This window comes from Alteromonas sp. G5_S2_22_S1 (assembly GCF_054968525.1).
This window is the reverse complement of sequence record NZ_JBQKUJ010000019.1, coordinates 1-26,332: the sequence shown is the minus strand read 5'-3', so window position 1 is coordinate 26,332 and position 26,332 is coordinate 1. Positions and strand designations below refer to the sequence as shown.

Genomic DNA, 26,332 nt, shown 5'->3' with positions numbered 1-26,332 from the left:
ACGTATAGATAAAAACAGACAGGAAAACTCATGGGTAAATTTAAAACATCACTTACCGCGATGGCGGTTGTGATTGCGCTAGGCGCGTGTTCAGAACAAAAAGCACCAGAGACAACTGGCGCCGATACACAAACTGCCACAACATCTGAGCAAGCACAGTTTGATAACGTGCTGCTTCAAGAGTTTAAAGGCCCTTATGGTGGTGTACCGGCCTTCGATAAAATGAAGCTTGAAGATTTAAAACCTGCGCTAGAAAAAGCCATGGCGTTAAATCTTGAAGAAATTGAAGCCATTGCCAATAACGAAGCCCCTCCGACATTTGAAAACGTTATTGTAGAAATGGAGCGCGCAGGCGCTGAACTTGGCCGTGTGTTTACTTATTACGGCATTTGGAGTGCAAACAAATCTAGCCCTGAATTCCGCGAAATTCAGGCAGAGATGTCACCTAAGCTTTCGGCGTTTTTCACTCAAATCACGCAAAATGAAAAGCTTTTTGAAAGGGTAAAAACCGTTTATGAGTCTGACGAACTTAAGTCTTTAACGCCCGAAGAGCAGCGCATTACGTGGATGACCTACAACGGCTTTGCGCGTAATGGCGCAACCCTAGATAGCGAAGCGAAGAAGCGCTATGCAGAAATAAATGAAGAACTTGCCACGCTGCACACTAAGTTTTCAAACAATGTACTCGCTGACGAAGAAAACTATGTCACTTACATCACTGAAGATCAGCTAGACGGCTTACCGGCGTCATTTGTAAAAGCCGCCAAAGCAGCAGCCGAATCTCGTGGTGAAGAAGGCAAGTACGCCATTACCAATACCCGTTCATCAATGGACCCGTTCCTGACATATTCAACAAATCGTGAACTACGTGAAAAAGTATGGCGCACCTACTATAACCGCGGCGACAATGCTGATGACTTCGATAACAACGACATCATAAAACGCATTTTAACCTTGCGTGACGAGCGCGTTGAACTATTAGGCTACGAAAACTACGCCCAGTGGCGTTTAGAAGACCGCATGGCGAAAAACCCTGAAAACGCCATGGATCTTATGATGAAAGTTTGGCCTGCCGCCATCGCTCGTGTTGAAGAAGAAGTCGCCGACATGCAGGCCATTGCCGATGAAGAAGGCGCCGACATTACTATCGAGCCTTGGGACTACCGCTTCTATGCTGAAAAAGTTCGTCAGGCTAAATACGATTTAGACTCAAACGAAGTGAAGCAATACTTACAGCTTGATAAACTTCGCGAAGCCATGTTCTATGTAGCGGGTCGCTTGTTTAACTTCAACTTTACCCCGGTTGAAGAAGGTAAAGTAGCGGTATTCCATGAAGACGTTAAGGTATGGGAAGTTACCGACAAAGACTCCGGCGAGCACATTGGCCTTTGGTACCTTGACCCGTTCTCACGCCAAGGTAAGCGCTCTGGTGCATGGGCAACGACGTATCGTTCTTACACCACGTTCGACGGCAAAAAAACCGTACTGTCTTCAAACAACTCTAACTTTGTGAAAGGTGCAGATGGAGAAGCGACATTAATTTCGTGGGACGACGCAGAAACCTACTTCCACGAATTTGGTCACGCGCTTCACTTCTTAGCGTCTGACGTTGAATACCCATCATCACACTCTGGCGTGCGCGATTACACTGAATTCCAGTCTCAGTTGTTAGAACGCTGGCTAACTACCGATGAAGTTATCAACAACTACTTGGTTCATCATGAAACCGGTGAACCAATTCCTGCTGAGCTAGTGGAAAAAATCAAGAAGGCATCAACCTTCAACGAAGGCTTCAAAACCACAGAATACATGGCCTCGGCTATTATGGATCTGAAATATCATACGACGGATCCGAGCCAGATTGACCCAGACACCTTTGAGCGCGAAGAGCTTAAAAAATTGGATATGCCTGAAGAGATTGTGATGCGTCACCGTTCACCGCATTTCGGTCACGTATTCTCTGGCGAAGGTTATGCCGCCGCTTACTATGGTTATATGTGGGCAGAAGTACTAACCGCTGATGCGGCAGAAGCCTTTATGGAAGCGCCGGGCGGTTTCTACGATAAAGAAGTGGGTGATCGCTTGGTTAAATACCTCTTTGCCGTACGCAATGCAATGGACCCAGCGGAAGCTTACCGTAAGTTCCGTGGGCGCGACGCTAAAGTTGACGCCTTGATGCGCGACCGAGGCTTTCCCATTCCTAAAGACTCAAAAGAGTAAGTAACACTACAATGACAGGCGAGCGACACAACTTGTACCGCTCGCCTTTTTTATACCCGTTTTCAAAACTGTAAATAAACACTTTCTTATTGACCTATTGGTCAATCTTACCGCACAATCCAAATTCTCGATTTCTTCGCCAAAAGTATAAACTTTTGCGCGATTAAGCCGATATGTTGTCTACGTCATCTAAAAATAACAATAATACTGACGTAAATTTCACAACATTCAGACGTTGCTGTGCCTGCAATGCCACGTCATTTAGATATTTTCCTCAGCATTAACTAACGTGGTCGAAAGTCATGACTTTCAGTATAAAACAAAAACTTATTCTATCTTTGATTGTGGCAGTTCTAGCGGCTGCTATTTTAGTTGGCTCCATCAGCCAGTATATCGCCCGAGACCTAGTAAAAGAAAACATGGAAGCCCTTCAGCTTCCTTCTTTGCTTAAACAAATTGGAAACCGTGTAGACCGTGAAGCGAGTGTAATGCTTACTGTGGCACATAGCATCGCTTCCAACCCCGATGTTTTAGCGTGGTCAAAAGCAGGAGCAGATAAAAGCGGTGAACGCAGACTCCTTAACTATTTAAACGATATTGTTGCGTTCAACGACTTAACCGTTGCGTCGTTTGTAGACCGAACAACTTATAAATATTGGAACCAAGACGGCTTTTTACGAGAACTAAAAAACGACGAATTTGATGGCTGGTTCTTCGCGTATAAAAACAGCGGCGAACCTATTTCGCTGAGCTTGTACAATGAGCCCGGACAAGGCTACCGGCTTTTTGCCAACTACCAGCAAGTCGATGGCAGAGGCATGTCGGGGGTAGCGAAGTCTGTAGATGAGCTTTTAGCAATTATTAATGCAGTTAAAATTGCTCAAACTGGGTTCGTCTTTCTGGTTGATGGTAACGGCACCATTATCGCTCACCCGAATACTGACATACTAGGTAAGGCGAAGCTCGCTTCAATAAGTGAAGCAAGTACAGCAGGCAAGTTACTTAACCGCCAAGACTTTGCTATGGCCACCAGCGATCACGATGGCGATACACAGCTCTTCGCCAGTACCTTCGTAGAAAAAGCCGGATGGTACGTAGTAGCACAAGTCCCTGAGCACGAGCTGTATGCCTCATTAAATGCGGGAAGCCGCCAGATTATATTCTGGGCGTTGGCCATTGCTTGTGCCTTCGCGCTTATTGGTATCTGGCTTGCGGGCTCACTCACTAAGCCGCTGGAGTCTTTAGCCGACGTGTTTCAGCAACTTGGACGCGGTCAGGGTGACTTACGCTCTCGTATTCCTGTGCCAGAACAAAAAGAGATCGCCCGTTTAGTGGAAGGGTTTAACAACTTTATAGACCACCTTCACGGTACTATTTCTCAAGTTGCGAAGACGAGCCACGCACTTAAAGCCTCAGCACAGGATGTTGCGCAACAATCCCACCAAACTGAAAGCTCGACAAAAGGTCAGCGCGATCAGACGCTACAGGCAGCCGCCGCTCTGACTCAAATGGGCAGCACTGTGAACGAGGTCGCCCAGTCGGCGACGCTTGCCGCACAAAATGCCAATCTTGCGACCACAAACTCTGCCCACGGTAGAGAGATAACCCAACGAGCGGTGCATGCCATACAGGGGCTATCTGAGCAAATTCAAGACGTATCAGATGTCATTCAATCATTGGACGCCCACACTGCCGCCATCGGTGGAATACTTGATACGATAAGAGGCATCTCGGAGCAAACTAATCTACTCGCGCTAAACGCAGCCATTGAAGCGGCGCGAGCCGGAGATCATGGCCGTGGCTTCTCAGTGGTAGCAGATGAAGTAAGAACACTCGCCCAGCGTGCGGCTCAAGCGACCGATGAGATACAGGTCAAAATTGATAAGTTTCAGCAAGACTCTAAAACTGCGGTTTCACAGATGGAATCAAGTCGTGCGCGCACTACAGATGTCGTTACCGCCACCAACGAAATCGATAAGCTCCTACAAGATATTGCAGATGAAATTGCGCACATTAACGATGTGAACACCCAAGTGGCAACGGCTACCGAGGAACAAGCGACGGTTGTTGAAGATATCAGTCGCAATATCAATGACATTAGCGTGTCGAGTGAAGAAACACTGGATGCGACTAAAATATTGGTGAACGTTAGCGACAAACTAGACGAGTTGGCGCAAGAGCTCTCGACAGAGGTAAGCCGATTTAAGCTGTAACAGTGGTTATGTTAGAAGTCGTAGCTGCGGTGGCTATGGCTTCTGACTAAGCGCTATGGCGTTGGCCATATAGATGAAAGCCCAAGGTTGCGTGGTTATTAAAAGGTAATGGCGTATTGAACCTTAACCTGATTGTCTCTGCTTGAACGCCAAGGAAGTTGAAGCGATGCACCATCACTTTCCCAAGACTCTCTCAGTGCACCAAGGGTGAGTAAATGCTTATTTTCTTTAAAAGGAATTTCTAAATACACGCCCGCCGATGTACTAGTAGGCAGTTGTATGGTGTCTGCGACGGGAACACTCATTTCATGACGAGGACGTACTTTGTGGCTTAGCCCCACCCGATAGTCACCGCTATCCCACCAGCTTACTACTTCAAACTCGTGGCTTTTGACCCGTTGGGATAGCACACCATAATCAAGCAGCCCTTTGTTGTAGTGCACAATCGCTTCGATATTAAACATAGGAGCAATACGCTGACTAAACGCTAATTGATACTGCTTTTGCTTACAGCCTTTAAATTTAATTTTGTTTTTAGTGAGCGTTAGCGAGAATGTGTCGTCACTGTCAGAATACTTATTCAGCCACTGCTGTGCTTTTTCAACCACAGAGGCATTAGCTACGCTTGCCATTGTTATGCAAGGGCAAATACACGCTATTAGCAGAGCCTGAGTAAAACGTCGCATTTTCGCTGCCTTTTTAAATGTGGTTTAGTTAACACAATTTCAGTATAGACAAGAAAATAGGAGGTTGGGTATTAGCCATATTACTAACACCCGAGAAAAAATAACGTTTATGTTGGCGTAGCCTGTTAGCTTCTCCATGCTTATCAGCGAGCTACGAACCACCTCTACTACAACAACACTTAATAAATGTATTATCTTTTTATTGAGGCGCTAGATAGCGAAGCCTTTCGGCCTTCGGTTGCTTCCTCGCTAAACCAGTAAAGGCCTTGGCTATCCACGCACACGCCTTCAACCTGTTTGTAATGTTCAAGGGGCCATACGTCGAGAAGCGTGAAGTCTTTTGACACTTGTGCCATAAACGTAGAAAAATTTCCGAAAGGATCTGATTTATACCCTGTAACGACAAAGCGCTTTTGGTGTTGGTCGAAATCTACCCCTGTAACCACGCCTGGTAAGCCCTCAATAGACGCAAAAGGGCTGATGATTTGAACGCGCTCGGCCTCATTAACCTGATAGATATGCGTTATACCTGTGCGCCAGCTTTTAGAAAACAACAATAACTTGTTATCAAACTTCACCATGGCTTCTGAGTCGAAATCATGTGCATAGGGGATATTGTTTGTGGCGTCATTTCCAGCGTATTTCAGCGTGATTGTTTCAATATTATTCACATTGGCGCGATTGACCTTGTGAATTTCTACCTGCTCCCTTTTGCCTTTATTGTTACCGACATCAGCAATGTAAAAAGCGTCGGCATCTGCCGTTATTGCTTCCCAGTCTTTGTTAGTAAGCGCCAGTGGCGTTCGCTCTACTATCTCGCCTTGGTAATTCACGCGATATATTACAGGCGCATTGCCTGAGTCGTTAAGCGAAAACATTCCGCTTTGTTCACAAAAAAGCCCTGAAGTTTCTGCCAGCTCATCGGGGAGTTCAACCACGCTTTTTATCGTTAATGGCGCTGAAGGCGCAGGATAGTTAACTGCACAGGCCGTGGTTAGCGCAAAAGCAGTGGATAGAAACACAACCTTGAGTAATAGGTTCAATGAAAGACTCCGGCTTAATATTAACTTTTAAATAATAACAAATTTACTGATTATCTCACGTATATTTCATGGTCCATTAGGACTAAATTTGGTGGAAACCGTGTTCATTTTTATTGCTAACATTGCGCTATTTAATAACTATTACTTAAAGCGCAGCATAACCTAGTATGTTGGTCTAAACTTTCACTCCATGCGTATATTGCTATACGTTGACTTGGTCTAAAGTTGCTGTATGACAAAAGCTTGGGCTGATATACGATGGAATAATATAAATACGTTAAGGAATCACTTTTGTCAGACCCACTTCTCTCTCTTGTTTCTGTAGGGTTGCTCTCTATAGCGTGTCAGTACCTGGCTTATAAAATTAAGCTTCCAGCGATATTACCGCTATTAATCGTGGGCATTGTTGTCGGCCCCGTGTTTGGCGTACTTAACGCAGACGACTTATTTGGAGACTTACTGTTTCCGGTGGTTTCGCTTTCTGTAGCTATTATTCTTTTTGAAGGCTCACTGACACTTAAGTTTAGTGATATTGCCGGCCACGGCAATATGGTAAGGAATCTGTGTTCCATTGGCGTGGTGGTAACCTGGGGCGTGGCGGCAACAGCGGCGCATTACAGCTTAGATCTTTCCTGGCAGCTCTCTTTCTTATTTGGCGCAATAGTTACTGTAACCGGCCCTACGGTTATTGTACCTATGCTAAGAACGGTGCGCCCGCAAACTAATTTAGCGAATATATTGCGCTGGGAAGGTATTGTCATAGACCCTATTGGCGCACTCCTTGCCGTACTTGTGTTCGAATTCATTGTTGCATCACAAGAAACCGCCATCACGCATACCCTCATTGCCTTCGGAAAAACCGTAGGGATCGGCTCTGTTCTTGGCCTTGCGGCAGGCTATTTGTTAGGCCTTTCTATTCGAAAGAAATGGATCCCTCACTATCTTCTCAATACCGCGGTTTTAACCATTATTTTGGGTGTGTTCGCTGCGTCTAACTATGTGGCTCATGAGTCAGGCCTGCTGGCTGTGACTATTGCCGGTATGGTACTGGCCAACATGAAAGATGTAGATGTGGAAGACATCCTTGAGTTTAAAGAAACCCTTAGCGTTTTACTGATCTCTGGGCTATTTATATTGCTAGCTACACGCCTAAACCTCCAGTCTGTAATCGATGTTGGGTGGGGCTCTATTGTTGTACTCGCAGCTATCATGTTTATCGCTAGGCCTCTATCGGTATTGGCCTCTTCTATAGGCACAGGCCTTAAATTAAATGAACTCGCTTTGCTAAGCTGGATTGCACCACGAGGCATTGTGGCGGCGGCAGTGTCGGCCTTATTCTCACTCAAACTTGAAGAAATTGGCTACGAAGGCGCCGGTATTATTGTCCCTATCGTATTTATGGTAATCATTGCTACTGTGGTGGTACAAAGCCTTACATCGCGCACTGTTGCGTCTTTACTCAAGGTAAGGGCACCTGCACCAACGGGCTATTTAATATTTGGCGGAAGCAAGTTTAACCGTGCGCTGGCCTGTGAAATGTTGAACCAAAAGCTAGATGTGACTATTGCCGACACTAACTGGGACGCAATTCGTGAAGCCCGCATGATGGACATTCCCGTTTACTTCGGCAATCCCATGTCAGATCACGCAGCACGTCACCTCGATATCAATACCTATGGCACTGTACTTATTATGTCACCCTATAAGCAGTTAAATCCGCTTATTGCTTATCACTTCGAGTACACCATGGGCAAAGATAAGGTTTGGGCGTTAACGAATAACGAACAGTCTACCCGCCCTAGCCATCAAGTTAGCGAACAGTACGCCAAGAAGCTAACCTTATTCGACGAGGGAGTGACCTACGGCTATTTAGCGTCAGCCTTCGCCCGCGAGTCTCAAGTCAAGACGACCCGTTTATCTGACGAATTTACCTATGAGCAATATACTCAACAGTACGGTGAGCGGGCAACGCCTCTTGTCGCGATAAATGCGGAAGGAAAAAGCTTTACCTTTATTAATGGAAATAGCATTCAGCCAAAAGCGGGCTGGCGCGTGATAAGTTTGATTGAACCAGAAAGAGTAGAAGACAGTGGCGACTTGCCATAAGTGATAAGTAAGAAAGCCTCCTGCCCACCGGCAGGAGGCCTCTCCCTGGAAAACCGCGTAACGCAGTGCCCTTTTTAAAAGGTGCGTATTTATTTGTATTTTACTGTTGTTACGCTGTCGCGCTTTATTTAGCAAGGAATGAACCAAAACCTCAAAACGCAATAGCTACAATAACTTACATCCACTTCCGACTAAAAGATGTACGTTAAACCTCAACAAACCATCCATTATGGTGCGTGCTGCGCACTATTTGGGGGTTCATATTTCGCACAAAAACAATTAGTTAACGTATTTTCGAATGCATTGAACCGTGGACTCAAGAGCGCCACTGTTATCTTCGAGCACTTTACGACCTGCTTGCCCTGCCTTTTTTCGTTCGTTAGGTTCGCAAATCCATTTATCAACAATAGTGAACATCTCTTCCCCACTGTCGATTTTTACTAATGCGCCGCATTCTTCTAAATGGCTACATATGACTGGGTTATTGTAAGTGTTAGGCCCCATCATGATAGGAATAGAAAAGCTGGCGGGCTCTAGCGCATTGTGACCGCCCTTATCAGCGATAGAGCCTCCTACAAATGCGAAAGCGCCCACGGCGTAGGCATCGTTTAACTTGCCCATTTCATCTAACAAGATCACGTTAGTATTTTCAGGAACAGACTGCTCTTGTGAGCTTCGCACGAAAGGTAGCCCTGTCGCTTCGATAAGCTTTGCTACAGAATCGAAGCGCTCAGGATGACGAGGAACAATAATGACTTTTAGTGAAGGATTTTTACGCCACAACAGCTTAGCCGCGTTTAACACGGCCGTTTCCTCAGTGTCGTGAGTGCTTCCTGCCACTAAAATAGGGTATTCTTCCTTACTTAAACCAAGAAAGGGATGGCCTGAGGCTACCGTTGATACAACTTGATCAAACTTAATATTGTTTGTAAGCGTTAGCTTTTGTTCAGAAACCCCTAACCAAGCGTAATTGGCAAAGTCGCGCTCGCCTTGCGCGCATATATGGTAGAGCTTCCCAAGCATGGGGTTAAAAAGCTTGCTGATCTTTTTATAGCGCCTAGCCGATCTATCTGTCATTCGGGCATTCACAACCATTACTGGAATATCTCGTTTCCAACAGGCATGAATTAAGTTAGGCCAAAGCTCTACCTCGGTAATCAGCACTGCTTTAGGTTTTATCCTTTTTAGCATACCGGCCATAGCCATGTGCAAATCATAAGGTAAATAAAAGTGGTGTACCGTATCACCGAATATGGCACGCACTCTGGCAGAGCCTGTTGGCGTGGTTGTAGTCACGGTTATTTGGCACTCAGGTTCGTCTTGCATTATACGTTTAATCAAGCAAGAAGCGGCAACCACTTCCCCCACAGAAACACAGTGAAATAAATAGCCATTTTCTTTAGGCGCATGTGACACAAAACCAAAGCGCTCAAACCTACGTCGGTTGTAGTTTTTATTTCTGGTGGCCCCTCTTAGCATAAGTTGTAAAAAGGCAAAGGGGATAACAAACACTAATACAAATGAGTAAGCCCATCGGCATATGTCCTCAATAAGCGTGGGTTTGTAGCCGTTGCGCTCGGCAGCAAACATAAAATGTCCTTAATGGTAAACATCAATTCATACATCGCTGTCATTACAACGTGCGTCATTAAACTGTCGTCAAACTGTGGTGATATACGCAGTGAACTCGCTTTACTTGAATTTTGAAAGCCTATTCTAATGCCACAAGACGTACAACACATTCTGTTTATCAGGCTAAGCGCCATTGGCGATATTGTAATGGCTTCTGGATTGCCGTCTAGCATCAAGCGTACTTATTCTCTCTTAGATCAACCCATTGAGCTAACATGGTTAGTTGAGGCGCCTTATACGTCTCTAATAAGCCATCATCCTGACGTTGACCACGTTATCGCATGGCCAAAAAGTGAATGGCGCGCTTTACTCAAAGCAAAAAAATACTGGCAGCTGTACAAAACGGTAATGTCATTTAGAAAGCAGCTAAGACAAAGAAATTTTAAGGTCGCCATAGAAGCCCAGGGGCTTTTGAAAAGTGCCTTCTTTGCATACATTAGCGGCGCGTCTGAACGAATAGGTTTTATCAGTAAGGAAAACAGTCATAAGCTGCTTAATCATGCCGTCGATAAACCTACCTCAGAGCTGATTAGCAGTGAGTACCGTCATCTGGCTAACGCAATCCACACCCATTACTTTGGCACCCAAGATACTGGTGTACCAAGATACGAACTATCGATCGCCGCGGGTAACACTGCACAGCAGTCAGCCGCCTCTAAAATCCGCGCGTTTGGCATTAAATCCGCTTTTATTGCTATCGCGCCTTTTACTACTCGCCCACAAAAACACTGGCCATCTAAACACTGGCAGGCACTCATTGAACTGTTGCGCAATTACTGCGACTTGCCCATTGTAATCTTAGGGGGGCCCCAGGATGCAGTAAATGCAGAAAGCCTAACCTTTGAATGTAACGAGGTTATTTCGCTGGCAGGAAAGGTCAGTTTAGAAGAATCTGCCAGCGTAGTATCTATGTGCCATGCGTTTGTTGGTGTTGATACTGGCCTTACGCATTTATCAACGACTTATCAAAAGCCAACAATCGCTATATTTGGTTCCACACGCCCCTACACTGTAACAGACAGTAAACGTACTCATGTGTTGTTTGAAGATATAGCGTGTGCTCCCTGTAAGCGCAGGCCTACCTGTGATGGAAGATTCGATTGTATGTCACTGGTTACGCCAGAAAAGGTCTTAAACCGCCTTAAGCCGTATATAAACTATCAGTAAAAACAAAGGATGTTATTTGAATATTCGAGTGTTACATATTGAGCTAGGCAGGCATTTGTATGGCGGTGCGAAACAGGTAACGTATCTGGTGCACGCGTTAGATAAAGATAGCGCTTATCAGCAACACCTTCTTTGTACTGAAGATAGCGAAATCAGCAAGGTCAGCTTTAACCGTTGTACCACCCATACAATTCGGTATCGTGGCGATACTGATTTAATGGGTTTTAAACGAATACTCAACATGGTAAAGCAAATCTCACCAGACGTCATTCACGTTCACAGTCGTCGAGGGGCCGATATTTGGGGTGCCCTTGCTGCAAAGTTTACGGGCATTCCCGCAATATGTACTCGTCGAGTGGACAACCCTGAAAGTCGGTTTGCGTATTATAAATACAGGCAATACGATGCAGTAATCAGTATATCTGAAGGTGTACAAAAGGTTGCATCCGTACACTGTGAAGGCGTAAAGCACCAAAGGGTTATCCATTCAGCGGTGGATAAAAATGAATATTCAAAACCACCTAACCGACAGTGGCTCAATGAAAAATTCGATATTGCACCCGACCATTTTGTGATTGCTAATTTTGCGCAGTATATACCACGTAAAGGTCAGGCCGACCTTATACTGGCTATGCGGGACGTAGTAAAAAAGCATAAAAACGTAACCTGCCTACTGTTTGGAAAGGGCGCACTGAAAGAAAGCTATCAATCGCTGATAGATAGGCATGAATTGCAACACAATGTGAAGCTCTGCGGGTTTACTAATGAAGTGGCGCGTATTCTTCCGAATATCGATGCGGTTGTACACCCAGCTTATGCCGAAGGGCTTGGCGTGATCTTGCTACAAGCTGGAATGAGCAAATGTGCGGTTATATCTAGCCCCGTTGGCGGAATTCCTGAAATTATCAAACATAAAGAAACAGGGTTAATGGTTGCGCCAGGCGATATTGGCGGCATTGTTGAATCGATTGAATACTTGCTAACTCACCCTGAAACACTCAAGGTATTTAGCGATGCACTACACCATCATGTTGTTAATACTTTCAGTATTGAAAGTATGACTAAGGCGTATTCAGCGCTCTATAAGCACATCGTGAAAGCCCAGGTGCAAAAGCAATAGCGCGGTTAACTTCACATTACTATGTAGACTTCTTATCAATGGTAAATACGTCAAAAACAAAAAAGCCGCTCGAAAGCGGCTTTTTTAAGACTTTGAAAAAAGTTAGCGATTAAACGCCAGCTTTTTCAACAACGTCAACTAGCATCCAAGATTTGTTCTTAGATAGCGGGCGACATTCACGTACTGTTACTACGTCACCTTGGTTGCACACGTTGTTTTCGTCGTGGGCGTGAAGCTTAGTAGAGCGCTTGATGAACTTCCCATAGATAGGGTGCTTAACAAAACGTTCAACTACAACAGTAATGGTTTTATCCATCTTGTTGCTAACCACACGACCTTGTACTGTACGAATTTTTTGCTCAGTCATTACGCATCAGCCTTTTGAGTCAGAATGGTTTTAACACGCGCGATGTTACGACGTACTTTTCTCAACTGATCAGTTTTTTCAAGCTGACCTGTTGTGTGCTGCATGCGCAGGTTGAACTGTTCGCGTAGCAGGTTAATCAACTCTGCGTTCAGCTCTTCTACGCTTTTTTCTTTCAGTTCAGTCGCTTTCATTACATCACCGTCCGAGTTACAAAGGTTGTTTTAAATGGCAGTTTAGCCGCTGCCAATTCAAACGCTTCGCGTGCAAGATTTTCAGGAACACCTTCCATCTCATAAAGAACACGACCAGGCTGAATTTGGCATACCCAGTACTCAACGTTACCTTTACCTTTACCTTGACGCACTTCTAGAGGCTTCTCAGTAATTGGCTTGTCAGGGAAAACTCGAATCCAAATTTTACCTTGACGCTTAACGTGACGAGTCATAGCACGACGCGCTGCTTCGATTTGACGCGCAGTCATTCGACCGCGGCCAACTGCTTTAAGGCCGTAAGTACCAAAGGCTACAGTGCTTCCTGCAGCATAGCCGCGGTTGCGGCCTTTGTGCATCTTACGGAACTTCATGCGTTTTGGTTGTAACATGATTAGCCCTCTCGCTTAGCGTTGCGGCCTTTCTTCTTAGGTTGAGCAGCTGGTGCTTGCTCTTGAGTTGTAGGTAGACCACCTAGAACTTCACCTTTGAAGATCCATACTTTAACGCCGATGATACCGTAAGTAGTTGACGCTTCAGAGGTTGCGTAATCGATATCTGCACGGAAAGTATGCAGAGGAACGCGACCTTCACGGTACCATTCAGAACGTGCAATCTCTGCACCGCCTAAACGGCCGCTAACTTCAACTTTGATACCTTTCGCGCCTAGACGCATTGCGTTTTGTACTGCGCGCTTCATAGCACGACGGAACATAACACGACGCTCTAGCTGGCTAGAAATGCTGTCAGCTACTAGCTGACCATCTAGCTCTGGCTTACGTACTTCAGCGATGTTGATCTGAGCTGGCACACCGGCTAGCTTAGATACGTAGTTACGCAACTTCTCTACGTCTTCACCTTTCTTACCGATTACTACGCCTGGACGAGCAGTGTGAATAGTTACACGAATGCTCTTAGCAGGACGCTCGATCACGATTTTAGAAAGTGAAGCGTTCTTAAGTTGTTTAGTCAGATACTGACGTACCTGATGATCGTTATACAGGTTATCTGCATAGTCTGCAGTATTAGCGTACCAGGTAGATGTCCATGGTTTGCTGATACCCAGGCGTATACCTGTAGGATGTACCTTCTGTCCCATTATCTACTCCTAGTTATCCGCTACAACCACAGTGATGTGACTGCTGCGCTTAAAGATACGATCAGCACGGCCTTTAGCACGTGGCTTGATACGTTTCATAGTTGGACCTTCGTCAACGAAAATCTTGGCAACGACTAGCTCGTCGATGTCCGCGCCTTCGTTGTGCTCTGCGTTAGCAATTGCAGACTCCAAAACTTTCTTTACTAGCGCTGCGCTTTTCTTCGGGCTGTACGCAAGAACTTCTAAAGCTTTCTCTACGTGTAAACCGCGAATTTGATCCGCAACCAAGCGTGCCTTTTGAGCCGACGTGCGGGCAAAACGGTGTTTAGCTAATGCTTCCATCTTCCTACCCCTTAACGTTTAGCTTTCTTATCCGCGACATGGCCGCGGTAAGTACGCGTTGGCGCAAATTCGCCCAACTTGTGGCCGACCATTTCGTCACTAATAATGACAGGTACATGTTGTCGACCGTTATGGACCGCAATGGTCAACCCAATCATATCTGGGATGATCATAGAACGACGAGACCAAGTTTTGATTGGTTTACGTTCGTTCTTTTCCACTGCAGCCTCTACCTTCTTCAGCAAGTGAAGGTCAATAAAAGGACCTTTCTTGAGAGAACGTGGCATGGTGAATCCTCGCTATTACTTGTTTCGACGACGTACGATAAGCTTATCAGTACGCTTGTTGCTTCGGGTTTTCTTACCTTTGGTAGGAACACCCCAAGGAGTTACTGGGTGACGACCGCCAGATGTACGACCTTCACCACCACCGTGTGGGTGATCAACCGGGTTCATGGCAACACCACGAACGGTAGGACGAATACCACGCCAGCGTGTAGCACCAGCTTTACCTAGTGAACGAAGCATGTGTTCTGCATTACCAACTTCACCAATGGTGGCGCGGCAATCAGAAAGAACTTTACGCATTTCGCCAGAGCGTAGACGTAGGGTAACGTAGTTTCCGTCACGTGCTAGGATCTGAGCGTAAGCACCAGCAGAACGTGCGATTTGTGCACCCTTGCCAGGCTTCATTTCAATTGCGTGTACAACAGTACCTACAGGGATATTACGCATAGGTAGCGTGTTACCAGACTTGATCGGAGCACCCGAACCAGACTGGATTGCATCGCCTGCTTTCATACCCTTAGGAGCCAGAATGTAACGACGTTCACCGTCTGCGTACAATACTAGAGCAATGTTTGCAGAACGGTTTGGATCGTATTCTAAACGCTCAACTTTGGCTGGAATGCCATCTTTGTTGCGTTTGAAGTCGATTACACGGTAGTGTTGCTTATGACCACCACCAATGTGACGAGTGGTAATACGACCATTGTTGTTACGACCGCCAGATTTGCTGTTCTTTTCAAGCAAAGGTGCGTACGGTGCACCTTTGTGCAGGTCAGGGTTAGTAACCTGAACAACGTGACGACGACCGGCAGAAGTTGGCTTAGCTTTCAATAATGGCATTTCTAATCCCCTTCTTACTCAGCACCACCGACAAAGTCGATGTCCTGACCTTCTTTAAGAACCACGTAGGCCTTTTTCCAGTCGCTGCGCTTACCGAAAGACATGCCGTGACGCTTGGTTTTACCCTTAACGTTCACAGTACGAACACCTTCAACTTCAACTTCAAACAGTTTTTCAACTGCAGCTTTGATTTCAGCTTTGTTCGCGTCTTTAGCTACTTTAAATACAACTGTGTTGTTCGCTTCAGCAGCCATTGTAGACTTTTCTGAAACGTGAGGTGCTACTAGCACCTTCAGTAGACGTTCTTCTTTCATGCTAACGCCTCCTCAAGTTGTTTAACCGCATCAGCAGTCATTAGCACTTTCTCAAATGCAATCAAGCTCACTGGGTCGATGCCTGCTACGTCACGTACGTCAACTTTGTACAAGTTGCGCGCCGCTAGGAACAAGTTCTCATCAACTTCAGGAGTAACGATTAGAACGTCGTTTAGTTCATATTCGTTAAGTGCAGAAATAAGAGCTTTAGTCTTAGGTGCGTCAACACCGAACTTCTCTACAACAACCAAACGGTCTTGACGGATTAGTTCAGACAAGATGCTCTTGATCGCACCGCGATACATTTTCTTGTTAACTTTTTGGTCGAAGTCACGAGGCTTTGCTGCGAAAGCACGGCCACCGCCAACCCAAATTGGGCTACGGATAGTACCAGCACGTGCACGGCCAGTACCTTTTTGACGCCATGGCTTCTTACCGCCACCACGAACTTCAGCGCGAGTTTTCTGCGCTTTTGTACCCTGACGAGCGCCTGCTCCGTAAGCTACAACTACCTGGTGTACCAGGGCTTCGTTGAATTCACGTCCAAAGGTCGCTTCGGATACTTCAAGAGCGCTTTGCGCGTCTTTCAATGTTAATTCCATCAGTTCACTCCCCAGACGTTACGCTTTAACAGCTGGCTTTACGATTACATCGTTGCCAGTTGCGCCAGGTACGGCACCTTTAACTAGGATAAGGCCGTTCTCTACGTCAACACGTACAACTTCCAAAGACTGCGTAGTCACTTGCTTGTTACCAAGCTGACCAGCCATTTTCTTGCCTTTGAATACTTTACCTGGTGATTGGTTTTGGCCAATTGAACCAGGAGCACGGTGTGACAAAGAGTTACCATGTGTCATGCGCTGAGAACTGAAGTTCCAGCGTTTGATAGCACCTTGGAAACCTTTACCTTTTGATGTACCAGTGACATCAATCTTTTTAGTGTCGTTAAAGATTTCAACAGTGATTTCACTGCCTACTTCAATATCGGCACCTTCGTTTTCTTCTAGGCGGAATTCTACTAGAGTGCGTCCAGCTTCAACACCAGCTTTAGCAAAGTGACCTGCTTCAGCTTTGTTGATGCGGTTAGCTTTCTTAGTTCCAGCAGTAACCTGAAGAGCGCGATAACCGTCAGATTCCTCAGTACGAAGCTGAGTAACACGGTTTGGGGTCGCTTCAATAACAGTCACAGGGATAGACGTACCATCTTCAGTGAAGATGCGAGTCATACCCACTTTACGACCGACTAGACCAATCGCCATTGTTATAACCCTCTCTTATTAGCCCAGGCTGATTTGAACATCAACGCCAGCAGCCAAGTCCAAACGCATCAACGCGTCAACTGTTTTATCAGTTGGCTCGATGATGTCTACCAAACGCTTGTGAGTACGGATTTCATATTGATCACGCGCGTCTTTGTTAACGTGCGGAGAAATCAGAACTGTATAGCGTTCTTTGCGAGTAGGTAGAGGAATAGGACCACTTACCTGAGCACCAGTGCGTTTCGCAGTTTCAACGATTTCAGCCGTAGACTGATCGATCAACTTGTGATCAAACGCTTTCAAACGAATGCGAATTCTTTGATTTGGCATCGATTAAGCTCCAATCGAAAGAACAAAAAAATTCACCTTTTCTCTTCCATTAATTCCGGAAAGAAAAGATGTGCGTAAACCGATGGTTCCCAATCGGAACCCTGTTCTTTTTTCTAGCACGCCAGCAACAGGCTAATCAGTAATGATGAATCCGTTACTTCGGCAACCACCCTAAAAGCAGTGAGGTCGCGGCTAAAAATTCATACCCTTATTGGGCAGTGGGCGCGAATTATACAGAAAGTCAGAGGCAATGCAAGAGGCAGTTTGCTTTTTATACACTTATTTTTAGACTTAAGCTTTGTATGTAACTGTCTATAAGTAGTATTGTTGCTTTCGTGGTATAGGTATATCTTGGTATCCTGGATACAAATTCGTAAGCATTATGGAATAAGCGCCGTCCTTATCAGAAGTGAGAATATGGAAGTAGTAAATAATCAGCAAACTTTTGCACAAATAAAACGCACCCTAAACAACCACTCTACATTACTAGATGCATATGGTCTTTTAGAGCCTATGATACTAGGATTGTTCGATGCCAAGCGCATGAGTATCTTCCAGCGCCGTCGTCAGCATCAAGACTTGGTTGCGCGTTTTAAAACGGGTAAGGAAACCCTTGAGATAAAAGTGCCTATCAGCCCTATGTCAATTGCTGGCTATGTCGCCCTTTCTCAAAAGCCCGTAGTCATCGACGACCCTTACAACCCCACATTGCTTCAAAGTATTCACCCTCGTTTGCGCTTCGACGGCAGGTTTGATAAAGACAGCGATTTTAAAACTCAAAACATTCTCTGTGTGCCGATTATGAACGCCGGCGTGTTGATGGGTGTTATACAAATTATAAATAAAAACGATGGCGCGTTCACTGAGGACGATTTAAAGCTTGGCAATGCGCTTGCGCTCATACTCGGTGATAAATTCAGGTTCGAATTAGGGGGCACCCATAATCCCTTTGACCTTCTAGTTCACAAGAGTCTTTTAGAAGAAGCCACGCTTAAGGATATTCAAGCTACTACGCCAGATATAAAAGCGTTTATCCAACGCTTAGTATCTGAGTACCGAATCTCAGAAGATGAGATTGGTAACTCCCTCTCTATTCACTATCAGGTTCCTTTCATTCCTTACCTACCCGATAAGTACCACAGGTTTGAGAACGAAAGTCGTTTAAATGTTTCTTATTTAAAAAGGAACTACGTAGCGGTGATTGCCGACGCGCATGACAAGCCTATTGTATTAATGGCAGAACCCAATAATGCTGCGCTTCTTATGGAAATAGAAAGCGCTATGGGTATAGATAGCTATGAAATTGCTGTCAGCCTGCCAAATTTGATTTTGCAATACTTAGGCGAACATAGCGGTAGCAGCGGCCCAGGAGAGATGAGCGACATTCTCGATGAAATTGGGTCGTCAACGGAAGACAGCGATGAACAAATTGATGAGCTATCGGACGACGCGCCGGCGGTAGTGCGCTTGGTAAGCAGAATTTTACATGACGCTAAACGCCTTAATGCTTCAGATATCCATATAGACCCAGAAAAAAACGCGCCAACACGGGTGCGGATGCGAGTTGATGGCGTTTGTCGCGATATGAACCAAGTGCCAAATTCTCACCATAGTGCCGTTATTGCACGCATTAAGATAATGTCGAATTTGAATATTGCGGAAAAACGGGTGCCCCAAGACGGAAAGCTCGCTTTTAGAATGAACGGTCAGCTTGTAGAAGTTCGTGTAGCCACTATTCCAACGGTAGCGGGTGAAGGCGTAGTAATGCGGATATTGGCATCAGGTGGTGCCATGCCTATTGATAAAATGAACTTGGCGCCTAGCAACCGTGCCCGACTAGAAGACATGATTAAAAAGCCTCACGGCATTTTACTTGTTGTTGGTCCAACAGGCTCGGGTAAAACCACTACCCTGCACGCTATCTTGGGCTATTTAAATACGCCAGAGAAGAAGATTTGGACGGCAGAGGATCCTGTAGAGATTACCCAGCCTGGTCTGCAACAGGTTCAAGTAAGCCCTAAGATTGGCTTTAACTTTGCTGCAGCGTTGCGCGCATTTTTACGTGCTGATCCAGATATTATTCTTATTGGTGAGATGCGTGATAAAGAAACGGCGCACGCCGGTATAGAAGCGTCTTTAACGGGTCACTTAGTGCTGTCGACACTGCATACTAACTCTGCACCCGAAACCATTACCCGTTTACTCGACTTAGGCCTTGATCCGGTTAACTTCTCAGATGCCTGTGTGGGTATTTTGGCGCAACGCCTCATTCGTACCTTGTGTGGCAACTGTAAAGAGAAGTATATCGCCACTGAAACCGACATAGCGTTCATCGAGCGTCAATACGGTAAAGAGCTCATGGCTGAGCTGAACGTGAAAACGCCCCTTGAACTGTATAAGGCTAACGGCTGTGAAGCCTGTGGCAATACAGGCTATAAAGGGCGTACAGGTGTGCATGAGCTATTGGGTATGACGCCCGAACTACGCTCCCTTGTTTACAAAGAAGCAAGCGTAGCAGATATGAAAGTTCAGGCCGCTAAAGATGGAATGCGTACCCTCGTTCAAGACGCTATTTATAAAGTCATAAAGGGTGATACGGATTTAGCGCAAGTTCAAATTGTTGGTGGAGAATAAACCACACTTATTAGCTAGCTAGTTAGTGTGGCTGCGAGTTTGCCCACTAGCTGTGCACCGCTAAAAACTGTACTTTCGCACGGTTCACATATTGTGCAAAATACAGTATATATATAGATAAAAAAGGAAGGGATACCCAATGAAAAAGCTTATTACTCTCGCTGTAACTATCTCGTGTTTAACGTTTTCAGGCTCTACGCTGGCACAAAGTAAAACGAAGAATCACATCTGGAAAGCAGAATACCTATCAACGTTAGAATTAGGTCTTCATGCGTTAAAAGCGCAAAAGTACGAAAAAGCATTAAAGAAGCTAACCGCGTCAGCAAAGATGGGTAACAAAGAAGGTCAATATTATCTAGCGCAGATGTACTTTCAAGGGTGGGGAACGCCTGTTAACTATGAGGAAGGTTGGCTATGGTTGAGCGTAGCGATGGAACAAAAAACGGCTGAATGGAATCGTTCATACCGTCAAATTAAAAAAGCCCTTCCTGAGGACTACATTACTGCTCTACAGCCCTATGTAGACGAATACATCTCTCTATATGGTGCAAAAGCTCAGGACTTACGCTGTGAAAAGCGCGCCGCTATTGGTTCTAACATCAAAGAGATCATTTGCGAAAAACGTTATTACTAATACATATAAAAAGCGACGCCTCGATTTTCGAGTCGTCGCTTTAATTAATGTTTAAGCTACTTTTCTACTTCTTCAAGTATTCCCTAATCACGTAGTGCAGAATTCCGCCGTTCTCGAAGTAAGTAAACTCGTTTGATGTATCAATTCTGATATCCATCATAAAGGCCGTTGTTTCACCGTCATCAGTGACCGCCTTAACTTCTACCTCCGATTGACCACGCTCCACTGCGCCAACTGAAAAAGACTCGTTACCCTTAAGCGCTAAAGTACTTGCGCTTTCTCCTTCTTTAAATTGAAGTGGTAATATTCCCATTCCAATTAAGTTCGAGCGGTGAATTCGTTCGTAGCTTTCCGCTAATACTGCTTTTACGCCCATGAGTGATGGGCCTTTCGCCGCCCAGTCGCGGCTAGACCCCGTACCATATTCTTTGCCGCCAATTACAACGGCTGGCACGCCGTCATCTTTATAACGCATAGCAGCATGGAAGATTGACATACTATCGCCACTTGGGAAGTGCGTCGTTGCGCTGCCTCTTGTACCAGGTGCGAGTTGATTTTTAAGACGTACATTGGCGAAGGTACCACGCATCATAACTTCATGATTTCCTCGTCGAGAGCCATACGAGTTAAAGTCCTTCGGCGACACGCCTTGAGCCTGTAAATATTCACCTGCAGGACTGTCTTTGGCAATAGCACCGGCGGGCGAAATATGGTCAGTGGTAATAGAGTCTCCCACTTTAACCAGGCATCGCGCGTTCTCGATTGCCGTTAGTGCTTCAGGCTCTTTCTCCATAACTTCAAAGAAAGGCGGATGTTTAATATAGGTAGATTCTGGCCAGTCGTACACAGACGTTTTGCTAACTTCTAGCTCATTCCATTCACCACTACCTTTAAACACGTCAGCATATTTTTCTTTAAATAAATCGCCTGTCACGTTTTTCGCAATATACTGTTGAATTTCATCTTCAGTTGGCCAAATATCTTTTAAATAAACTGGCGCACCATCGCTAGCTTGACCAAGAGGCTCCTTGGTAATATCGATATTCATATTACCTGCAAGTGCATAAACTACCACAAGCGGTGGAGAAGCTAAGTAGTTTGCCGCTACATCTGGATGAATCCGACCTTCAAAATTGCGGTTGCCAGAAAGTACAGACGTTACTGTAAGCTTCGCTTTTCTAATCGCGTCGGTGATGGCGTCAGGAAGCGGCCCAGAGTTACCGATACACGTTGTACATCCGTAACCGACCAAATTGAATCCTAAAGACTCTAATGGGTCCATCAAACCTGCATCTTCTAAATATTGAGTTACTACCTGCGAACCAGGTGCTAATGAGGTTTTTACCCAAGGCTTCCGCGTTAATCCCTTTTCAGCAGCTTTTTTAGCAAGTAGACCGGCACCAACCAGCACTGAAGGGTTTGAGGTATTCGTACAACTAGTGATTGCTGCAATAACAATCGCACCATCTTCTAAGTTAAACTTGCTTCCCCTGAATTCCACGAAAGAATCGTGATCTTCATCCACATCATCCGAGGTACCTAGTCCGGCTTCGGCAATAAGATCCGTTTCTTCATCTAAAACTTTTACGTCAATTTGCGAGCGATGCCATTCATTAAATGCCTCTGCCGCTTTGTCTAATGCAATTCTATCCTGAGGGCGTTTAGGGCCAGCAAGTGAAGGCACAACCTCATCTAAGTTTAATTCAAGGGTTTCGTGATACTGAGCATCTTTTGAATGGTCGTCATGCCACAATTGGCTAAACTTAGCATACTCTTCTACCAGGGCAATTTGGTCTTCGTCCCTACCGGTTAAACGCAGGTAATCTAGGGCTACGTCATCAATGGGGAAGATACCGCAGGTTGCACCGTACTCTGGCGCCATATTCGCGATAGTCGCTCGGTCAGCTGTAGTTAAATGTTTAAGGCCGGGGCCGAAAAATTCTACAAACTTGCCCACTACACCATGCTCTCGTAACTGCTGCGTGATGGTGAGAACCATATCAGTGGCCGTTACGCCAGCAGGTAGCTTACCTGATAATCTAAAGCCAACGACTTTAGGCAGCAACATGGTCACGGGTTGCCCCAACATTGCTGCTTCCGCTTCTATGCCACCCACACCCCAGCCTAATACGCCAAGACCATTGATCATAGTGGTATGAGAATCTGTTCCAACCAAGGTGTCCGGATAAACCAAGGTTTCGCTATCCTGTTTTTTGGTGAACGCGCAGCGAGCTAGGTATTCTAAATTAACTTGGTGAACAATGCCTCGGCCCGGGGGCACTACCTTGAAATTATCAAAGCTGGATTGTCCCCATTTCAGAAATTGGTAACGTTCTTTATTTCGCTGAATTTCAATATCGGTATTTTTTTCAAGTGCATTTTCTTCTGCGAAATGGTCGACCATTACCGAGTGGTCGATAACCAGTTCCACTGGGTTCAGTGGGTTAATCGCTTGTGCATCGCCACCTAAACGGTTTACCGCATCGCGCATTGCCGCCAAATCTACAATGGCTGGAACTCCGGTAAAGTCTTGTAGGATGACGCGTGCAGGTACAAATGACACCTCATGATCAACGTGATTATCAGTGTCCCACTTAGCCACTTCTTCTATATCGGCACTACTAACAAACTCTTCGTCCTCGTGACGAATCAAGTTTTCTAATAAAATCTTGATACAAAACGGAAGCCTGTCGAGCGCATATTTACTGCCTATACCGTCAAAATTAACCGCCTTGAAGTTTTTACCGTTTACTTCAAGCTGCGAAAAAGACTTATATGTCATACGCTCTCCATCCTTCTTTGCCTGTTCATGAATTATTTGACGCTTCTTAGCGATTGCGCCATCAGCGATAAAAGTGTTGTCACTATCTCGCCTTTATTTGACAATTTGTACGGTTGCAACATGAAAAAAAGTTCACCTAACATTGACATGTTCCGGTTTACTGAACGCAATACACTACCTTTGCTTGATTAAACGAAGTAATTTTCTTAGCTACTCGGTTTAGCAGGTTTCTGTTTATCAGTTATCGGCAGTCAATAAGCCTACACTTTCAACATCAATTAGCTTGATCAGCAGTGACAACTTAACAAACTCGCAACATTTATGTTTTTTTATATATCACCAAGGGTTATGCTTGCAAGACAACCAAATGAGCAAGTTCGCTAAATACTTTTCCAATAGACTTGTACTGGGAAAGCCCATACCAATTAAAAAAAATAACGACGCTAACATGACACATCCACTAGTTAAGAAGTACAACTTAGAACCGCACCCAGAAGGAGGGTTTTACCGTCAGGTATTTCGTTCTGACAACCGTACAAGTTCCTACGTGCACAACGAAAGCCGTCCGGCCCTTACTCATATTTATTTTCTATTGCTAAAAGGCCAAGTAAGTCGATTTCATCGAGTATTACATGATGAAGTTTGGAATCACTATGAGGGTGCGCCTTTGCAGTTGTTCCAACTCGAGAATCAACAAATTTGGGAACGCCACATAGGAGGGCAGAATAACGAGTATGCGGAAGTTGTAAAAGCGGGGAATTTTCAAGCTGCTGCGACTATGGGCGACTACTCACTCGTGGGATGTTCGGTAGCCCCGGGCTTTGATTTTGAAGATTTTAGTTTCATTGAAGAGCCATCTATACAAGAATGGATAAAAGTAGCCCACCCCGACCTAACGCGGTTTATTTGACTATATACGAGGTTCTGCTCAATAGACACATCTTACCTGCGATTTTGTGATAGTCGAAACTGGATTTTTAAGCGCCAATCAAGGATGATAACGGCAGTTTTTTAAATATACGTCTGAACGTCCAACTTCTGGAATTATCTCAGACTATTTCACTCTAACGCCGCAGGTAACCCAACTATGTATAAATTGGTACTTATTCGTCATGGAGAAAGTCAGTGGAACTTGGAAAACCGTTTCACGGGCTGGCACGACGTTGACTTGACCGACACTGGTGTAGCGCAAGCAAAGACCGCAGGTCAGCTTCTTAAAGATGCTGGATTTACATTTGATCAGGCTTATACGTCTGTACTACTTCGTGCAATTAAAACGCTTAACATTGCGCTTGAAGAAATGGGTCAACACTACCTACCCGTTGAGCGTCACTGGCGCTTAAATGAGCGTCACTACGGTGCGCTTACTGGTTTAGATAAAGCTGAAACTGCTGCTAAGCACGGCGAAGAACAAGTGAAAATTTGGCGTCGTAGCTTCGATATTCCACCGCCAGCAGTTGAAGATGAAAGCGAACACTTCCCTGGTCACGACCCTCGTTATAACAACGTTGATGCCGACATTTTACCTCGCGGTGAAAGTCTTAAGCTGACTATCGAGCGTGTACTGCCTTACTGGCACGATGTAATTCGTCCAGACATTCAAGCGGGTAAGCGTGTTATTATCGCAGCACACGGAAACAGCCTTCGTGCGCTTGTCAAATACCTAGACGGTATGTCAGACGACGAAGTACTAAGCTTGAATATCCCAACGGGTGTACCGCTAGTTTATGAACTTGACGAAAACCTTAAGCCAATCTCAAAAGAGTATCTTGGCGACGCAGATGCTATTAAAGCAATGATGGATGCAGTAGCTAAACAAGGCCAAGCCAAATAAGCTTAAACCTTTTAAATACTAAAAAGCCTGCTTAAGCAGGCTTTTTTATGGGTGTCCGTTTAGACTAGTTTGGCACTTTTACTAACCAATTGTGGGTATCTTCAGCTTTACCCCATTGGATATCATTTAACGCTTGTCTAAGTTTCATCGTTACAGGACCAGCTTCACCGTTACCAACCTGATACTCTTTATTATTGTGAATAAACGTACCTACTGGTGTTAGTACAGCCGCAGTACCAGACAGCGCAGCTTCAGTATTGGGTTTTGCAGAACGTTCTAATAGTTCATCTACCGTAATATCTCGCTCACTTACTTTCATACCGTGGTCTTTAGCAATTTGAAGAACCGTTGCGCGAGTCACGCCGTGTAAGAAGCTTGAGTCTAGCCCTTTCGTAATAATCTCGTCACCGTCAATCAGTAAGAAATTTGCTGCACCGGTTTCTTGAACATCGCCATTTGGACAAAACAGTATTTGATCAGCCTGAACTTCTGCACGAGCTTTAAGGATAGGTGGTAAAGCACTGGCATAATTACCGCCGCTCTTCACCATTCCCATATGTGGAGCGCAGCGCATTCCAGTTTCATCTAGTAACAAACGAAGCGGTTTGGCTCCGCCAGCAAAATAATCACCGACCGGAGACAATAATACGTATAGCATTGAATCTGCTGACGGTGCTGCAGCTTTGCCAATAGACGCTTCTGTTCCGATATGCGTAGGACGGATATACATAGAACCTGGAGGCTCTGGTACCTCAGAAGCGTATTTCGCGACAATATCGATAATCATCTTTTCAACTTGCGCTTTATCTATTTCAGGCAAATTTAAAAGACGGCTACTTTGCGCAAAACGCTCAATATTTTTGTCCATTCTAAAAATATTGATGCTGCCATCTTCGTGTTTAAATGCCTTTAAGCCTTCAAAACAAGTGCTTGAATAGTGAAGCACGTGCGCACCAGGGTGAAGTGAAATACTGTCTGCACTGACAAATTCGGTGTCAGTCCACTTATCGTTGACAAAGGTAGCAAGTGCCATTTGTGGCATGAATACTGTACCGAATACGGCCATTAGTTCGTCCTATTTACTTCGACTAAAATGATATTCGCAAGAGTTTACCAAAAAACCCGCACATTGCTAAAAGTAAGTCGATTCTATTAAGGCTTTTATCGAATAAGAATGTCTAGAAATACTGACAACACACAAATAATGGGGTCAG

Annotated in this window: 25 protein-coding genes; 9 read left to right on the top strand and 16 right to left on the bottom strand. The window is 45.1% G+C overall.

What is annotated here, in order from left to right; all coding sequences use genetic code 11:
- The first annotated feature begins 30 nt into the window (after nucleotides 1-30).
- Nucleotides 31-2,220 carry a M3 family metallopeptidase gene (locus ACTRWF_RS16785; protein WP_141151466.1) on the top strand — a complete coding sequence of 730 codons (2,190 nt, stop codon included), beginning with the start codon at nucleotides 31-33 and terminating at the stop codon, nucleotides 2,218-2,220.
- A 302-nt stretch (nucleotides 2,221-2,522) separates the two neighbouring features.
- The gene (locus ACTRWF_RS16780; RefSeq protein WP_012516975.1) at nucleotides 2,523-4,433 is read left to right on the top strand and encodes a methyl-accepting chemotaxis protein; all 1,911 of its coding nucleotides are present in this window, start codon (nucleotides 2,523-2,525) and stop codon (nucleotides 4,431-4,433) included.
- A gap of 98 nt (nucleotides 4,434-4,531) precedes the next feature.
- Here ACTRWF_RS16780 and ACTRWF_RS16775 read toward each other — a convergent pair whose 3' ends face one another.
- Complete coding sequence (locus ACTRWF_RS16775) at nucleotides 4,532-5,119, bottom strand: hypothetical protein (RefSeq protein WP_020745500.1); 588 nt, start codon at nucleotides 5,117-5,119, stop codon at nucleotides 4,532-4,534.
- Nucleotides 5,120-5,310: 191 nt separating this feature from the next.
- Nucleotides 5,311-6,162 (bottom strand): hypothetical protein, encoded by an 852-nt coding sequence (locus tag ACTRWF_RS16770; RefSeq protein ID WP_012516973.1) that lies wholly within the window; start codon nucleotides 6,160-6,162, stop codon nucleotides 5,311-5,313.
- A 291-nt stretch (nucleotides 6,163-6,453) separates the two neighbouring features.
- On the opposite strand from ACTRWF_RS16770, the gene ACTRWF_RS16765 reads away from it, so the two are divergent.
- Complete coding sequence (locus tag ACTRWF_RS16765) at nucleotides 6,454-8,268, top strand: cation:proton antiporter domain-containing protein (RefSeq protein WP_462835908.1); 1,815 nt, start codon at nucleotides 6,454-6,456, stop codon at nucleotides 8,266-8,268.
- A gap of 279 nt (nucleotides 8,269-8,547) precedes the next feature.
- On the opposite strand, the gene ACTRWF_RS16760 is transcribed toward ACTRWF_RS16765, so the two are convergent.
- The gene (locus tag ACTRWF_RS16760) at nucleotides 8,548-9,858 is read right to left on the bottom strand and encodes a glycosyltransferase N-terminal domain-containing protein (RefSeq protein ID WP_462835907.1); all 1,311 of its coding nucleotides are present in this window, start codon (nucleotides 9,856-9,858) and stop codon (nucleotides 8,548-8,550) included.
- 129 nt (nucleotides 9,859-9,987) lie between these two features.
- Here ACTRWF_RS16760 and ACTRWF_RS16755 point away from each other — a divergent pair, with 129 nt between their 5' ends.
- Entirely contained in the window at nucleotides 9,988-11,067 is a 1,080-nt protein-coding gene (locus ACTRWF_RS16755; RefSeq protein WP_462835906.1) for a glycosyltransferase family 9 protein, read from the top strand.
- Between the two features lie 16 nt (nucleotides 11,068-11,083).
- Nucleotides 11,084-12,187 (top strand): glycosyltransferase family 4 protein, encoded by a 1,104-nt coding sequence (locus ACTRWF_RS16750; RefSeq protein ID WP_278385952.1) that lies wholly within the window; start codon nucleotides 11,084-11,086, stop codon nucleotides 12,185-12,187.
- Nucleotides 12,188-12,296: 109 nt separating this feature from the next.
- On the opposite strand, the gene rpsQ is transcribed toward ACTRWF_RS16750, so the two are convergent.
- From rpsQ to rpsJ, 11 genes are read right to left on the bottom strand one after another with little or no spacing between them, the layout of a single operon-like run.
- A complete protein-coding gene (rpsQ, locus tag ACTRWF_RS16745; RefSeq protein WP_012516966.1) occupies nucleotides 12,297-12,554 on the bottom strand; it encodes a 30S ribosomal protein S17 in 258 nt (85 codons plus the stop codon).
- Nucleotides 12,554-12,745 carry a 50S ribosomal protein L29 gene (gene rpmC / locus ACTRWF_RS16740; protein ID WP_014947980.1) on the bottom strand — a complete coding sequence of 64 codons (192 nt, stop codon included), beginning with the start codon at nucleotides 12,743-12,745 and terminating at the stop codon, nucleotides 12,554-12,556. Before rpmC ends, rpsQ begins: the two co-directional genes overlap by 1 nt.
- Nucleotides 12,745-13,155 (bottom strand): 50S ribosomal protein L16, encoded by a 411-nt coding sequence (rplP, locus tag ACTRWF_RS16735; RefSeq protein ID WP_015066073.1) that lies wholly within the window; start codon nucleotides 13,153-13,155, stop codon nucleotides 12,745-12,747. The genes rpmC and rplP overlap by 1 nt, the downstream gene beginning before the upstream one ends.
- A 2-nt stretch (nucleotides 13,156-13,157) precedes the next feature.
- Nucleotides 13,158-13,862: a 30S ribosomal protein S3 gene (rpsC, locus tag ACTRWF_RS16730; RefSeq protein WP_014947978.1), complete on the bottom strand. Its 705-nt coding sequence runs from the start codon at nucleotides 13,860-13,862 to the stop codon at nucleotides 13,158-13,160.
- A gap of 9 nt (nucleotides 13,863-13,871) precedes the next feature.
- Nucleotides 13,872-14,204 carry a 50S ribosomal protein L22 gene (gene rplV / locus ACTRWF_RS16725; RefSeq protein ID WP_020745230.1) on the bottom strand — a complete coding sequence of 111 codons (333 nt, stop codon included), beginning with the start codon at nucleotides 14,202-14,204 and terminating at the stop codon, nucleotides 13,872-13,874.
- 11 nt (nucleotides 14,205-14,215) lie between these two features.
- The gene (gene rpsS, locus ACTRWF_RS16720) at nucleotides 14,216-14,491 is read right to left on the bottom strand and encodes a 30S ribosomal protein S19 (RefSeq protein ID WP_012516961.1); all 276 of its coding nucleotides are present in this window, start codon (nucleotides 14,489-14,491) and stop codon (nucleotides 14,216-14,218) included.
- 15 nt (nucleotides 14,492-14,506) lie between these two features.
- Nucleotides 14,507-15,331 (bottom strand): 50S ribosomal protein L2, encoded by an 825-nt coding sequence (rplB, locus tag ACTRWF_RS16715; RefSeq protein WP_044055727.1) that lies wholly within the window; start codon nucleotides 15,329-15,331, stop codon nucleotides 14,507-14,509.
- 14 nt (nucleotides 15,332-15,345) lie between these two features.
- On the bottom strand, nucleotides 15,346-15,645 hold the full coding sequence (rplW, locus tag ACTRWF_RS16710) for a 50S ribosomal protein L23 (RefSeq protein ID WP_012516959.1): 300 nt from the start codon (nucleotides 15,643-15,645) through the stop codon (nucleotides 15,346-15,348).
- Nucleotides 15,642-16,247, bottom strand: coding sequence for a 50S ribosomal protein L4 (gene rplD / locus ACTRWF_RS16705; protein ID WP_012516958.1), 606 nt, complete (start codon nucleotides 16,245-16,247; stop codon nucleotides 15,642-15,644). Before rplD ends, rplW begins: the two co-directional genes overlap by 4 nt.
- Nucleotides 16,248-16,265: 18 nt before the next feature.
- Nucleotides 16,266-16,904, bottom strand: a complete 639-nt coding sequence (gene rplC, locus ACTRWF_RS16700) for a 50S ribosomal protein L3 (protein ID WP_012516957.1) — start codon at nucleotides 16,902-16,904, stop codon at nucleotides 16,266-16,268.
- Nucleotides 16,905-16,922: 18 nt separating this feature from the next.
- Entirely contained in the window at nucleotides 16,923-17,234 is a 312-nt protein-coding gene (gene rpsJ, locus ACTRWF_RS16695; RefSeq protein WP_010179497.1) for a 30S ribosomal protein S10, read from the bottom strand.
- A gap of 417 nt (nucleotides 17,235-17,651) precedes the next feature.
- Here rpsJ and ACTRWF_RS16690 point away from each other — a divergent pair, with 417 nt between their 5' ends.
- Both ACTRWF_RS16690 and ACTRWF_RS16685 read left to right on the top strand, forming a co-directional pair.
- Nucleotides 17,652-19,868 (top strand): GspE/PulE family protein, encoded by a 2,217-nt coding sequence (locus ACTRWF_RS16690; RefSeq protein WP_141151460.1) that lies wholly within the window; start codon nucleotides 17,652-17,654, stop codon nucleotides 19,866-19,868.
- 139 nt (nucleotides 19,869-20,007) lie between these two features.
- On the top strand, nucleotides 20,008-20,502 hold the full coding sequence (locus ACTRWF_RS16685; RefSeq protein ID WP_015066070.1) for an SEL1-like repeat protein: 495 nt from the start codon (nucleotides 20,008-20,010) through the stop codon (nucleotides 20,500-20,502).
- Nucleotides 20,503-20,566: 64 nt separating this feature from the next.
- Here the strand turns inward: ACTRWF_RS16685 and acnA are convergent, their stop codons facing one another.
- Nucleotides 20,567-23,284 (bottom strand): aconitate hydratase AcnA, encoded by a 2,718-nt coding sequence (acnA, locus tag ACTRWF_RS16680; protein ID WP_462835905.1) that lies wholly within the window; start codon nucleotides 23,282-23,284, stop codon nucleotides 20,567-20,569.
- Between the two features lie 448 nt (nucleotides 23,285-23,732).
- Here acnA and ACTRWF_RS16675 point away from each other — a divergent pair, with 448 nt between their 5' ends.
- The gene (locus ACTRWF_RS16675) at nucleotides 23,733-24,194 is read left to right on the top strand and encodes a cupin domain-containing protein (protein ID WP_462835904.1); all 462 of its coding nucleotides are present in this window, start codon (nucleotides 23,733-23,735) and stop codon (nucleotides 24,192-24,194) included.
- Nucleotides 24,195-24,371: 177 nt separating this feature from the next.
- The gene (gpmA, locus tag ACTRWF_RS16670; protein ID WP_071950599.1) at nucleotides 24,372-25,118 is read left to right on the top strand and encodes a 2,3-diphosphoglycerate-dependent phosphoglycerate mutase; all 747 of its coding nucleotides are present in this window, start codon (nucleotides 24,372-24,374) and stop codon (nucleotides 25,116-25,118) included.
- Between the two features lie 64 nt (nucleotides 25,119-25,182).
- Here the strand turns inward: gpmA and ACTRWF_RS16665 are convergent, their stop codons facing one another.
- Nucleotides 25,183-26,184 carry a branched-chain amino acid aminotransferase gene (locus ACTRWF_RS16665; RefSeq protein WP_278382921.1) on the bottom strand — a complete coding sequence of 334 codons (1,002 nt, stop codon included), beginning with the start codon at nucleotides 26,182-26,184 and terminating at the stop codon, nucleotides 25,183-25,185.
- Nucleotides 26,185-26,332: the final 148 nt, after the last annotated feature.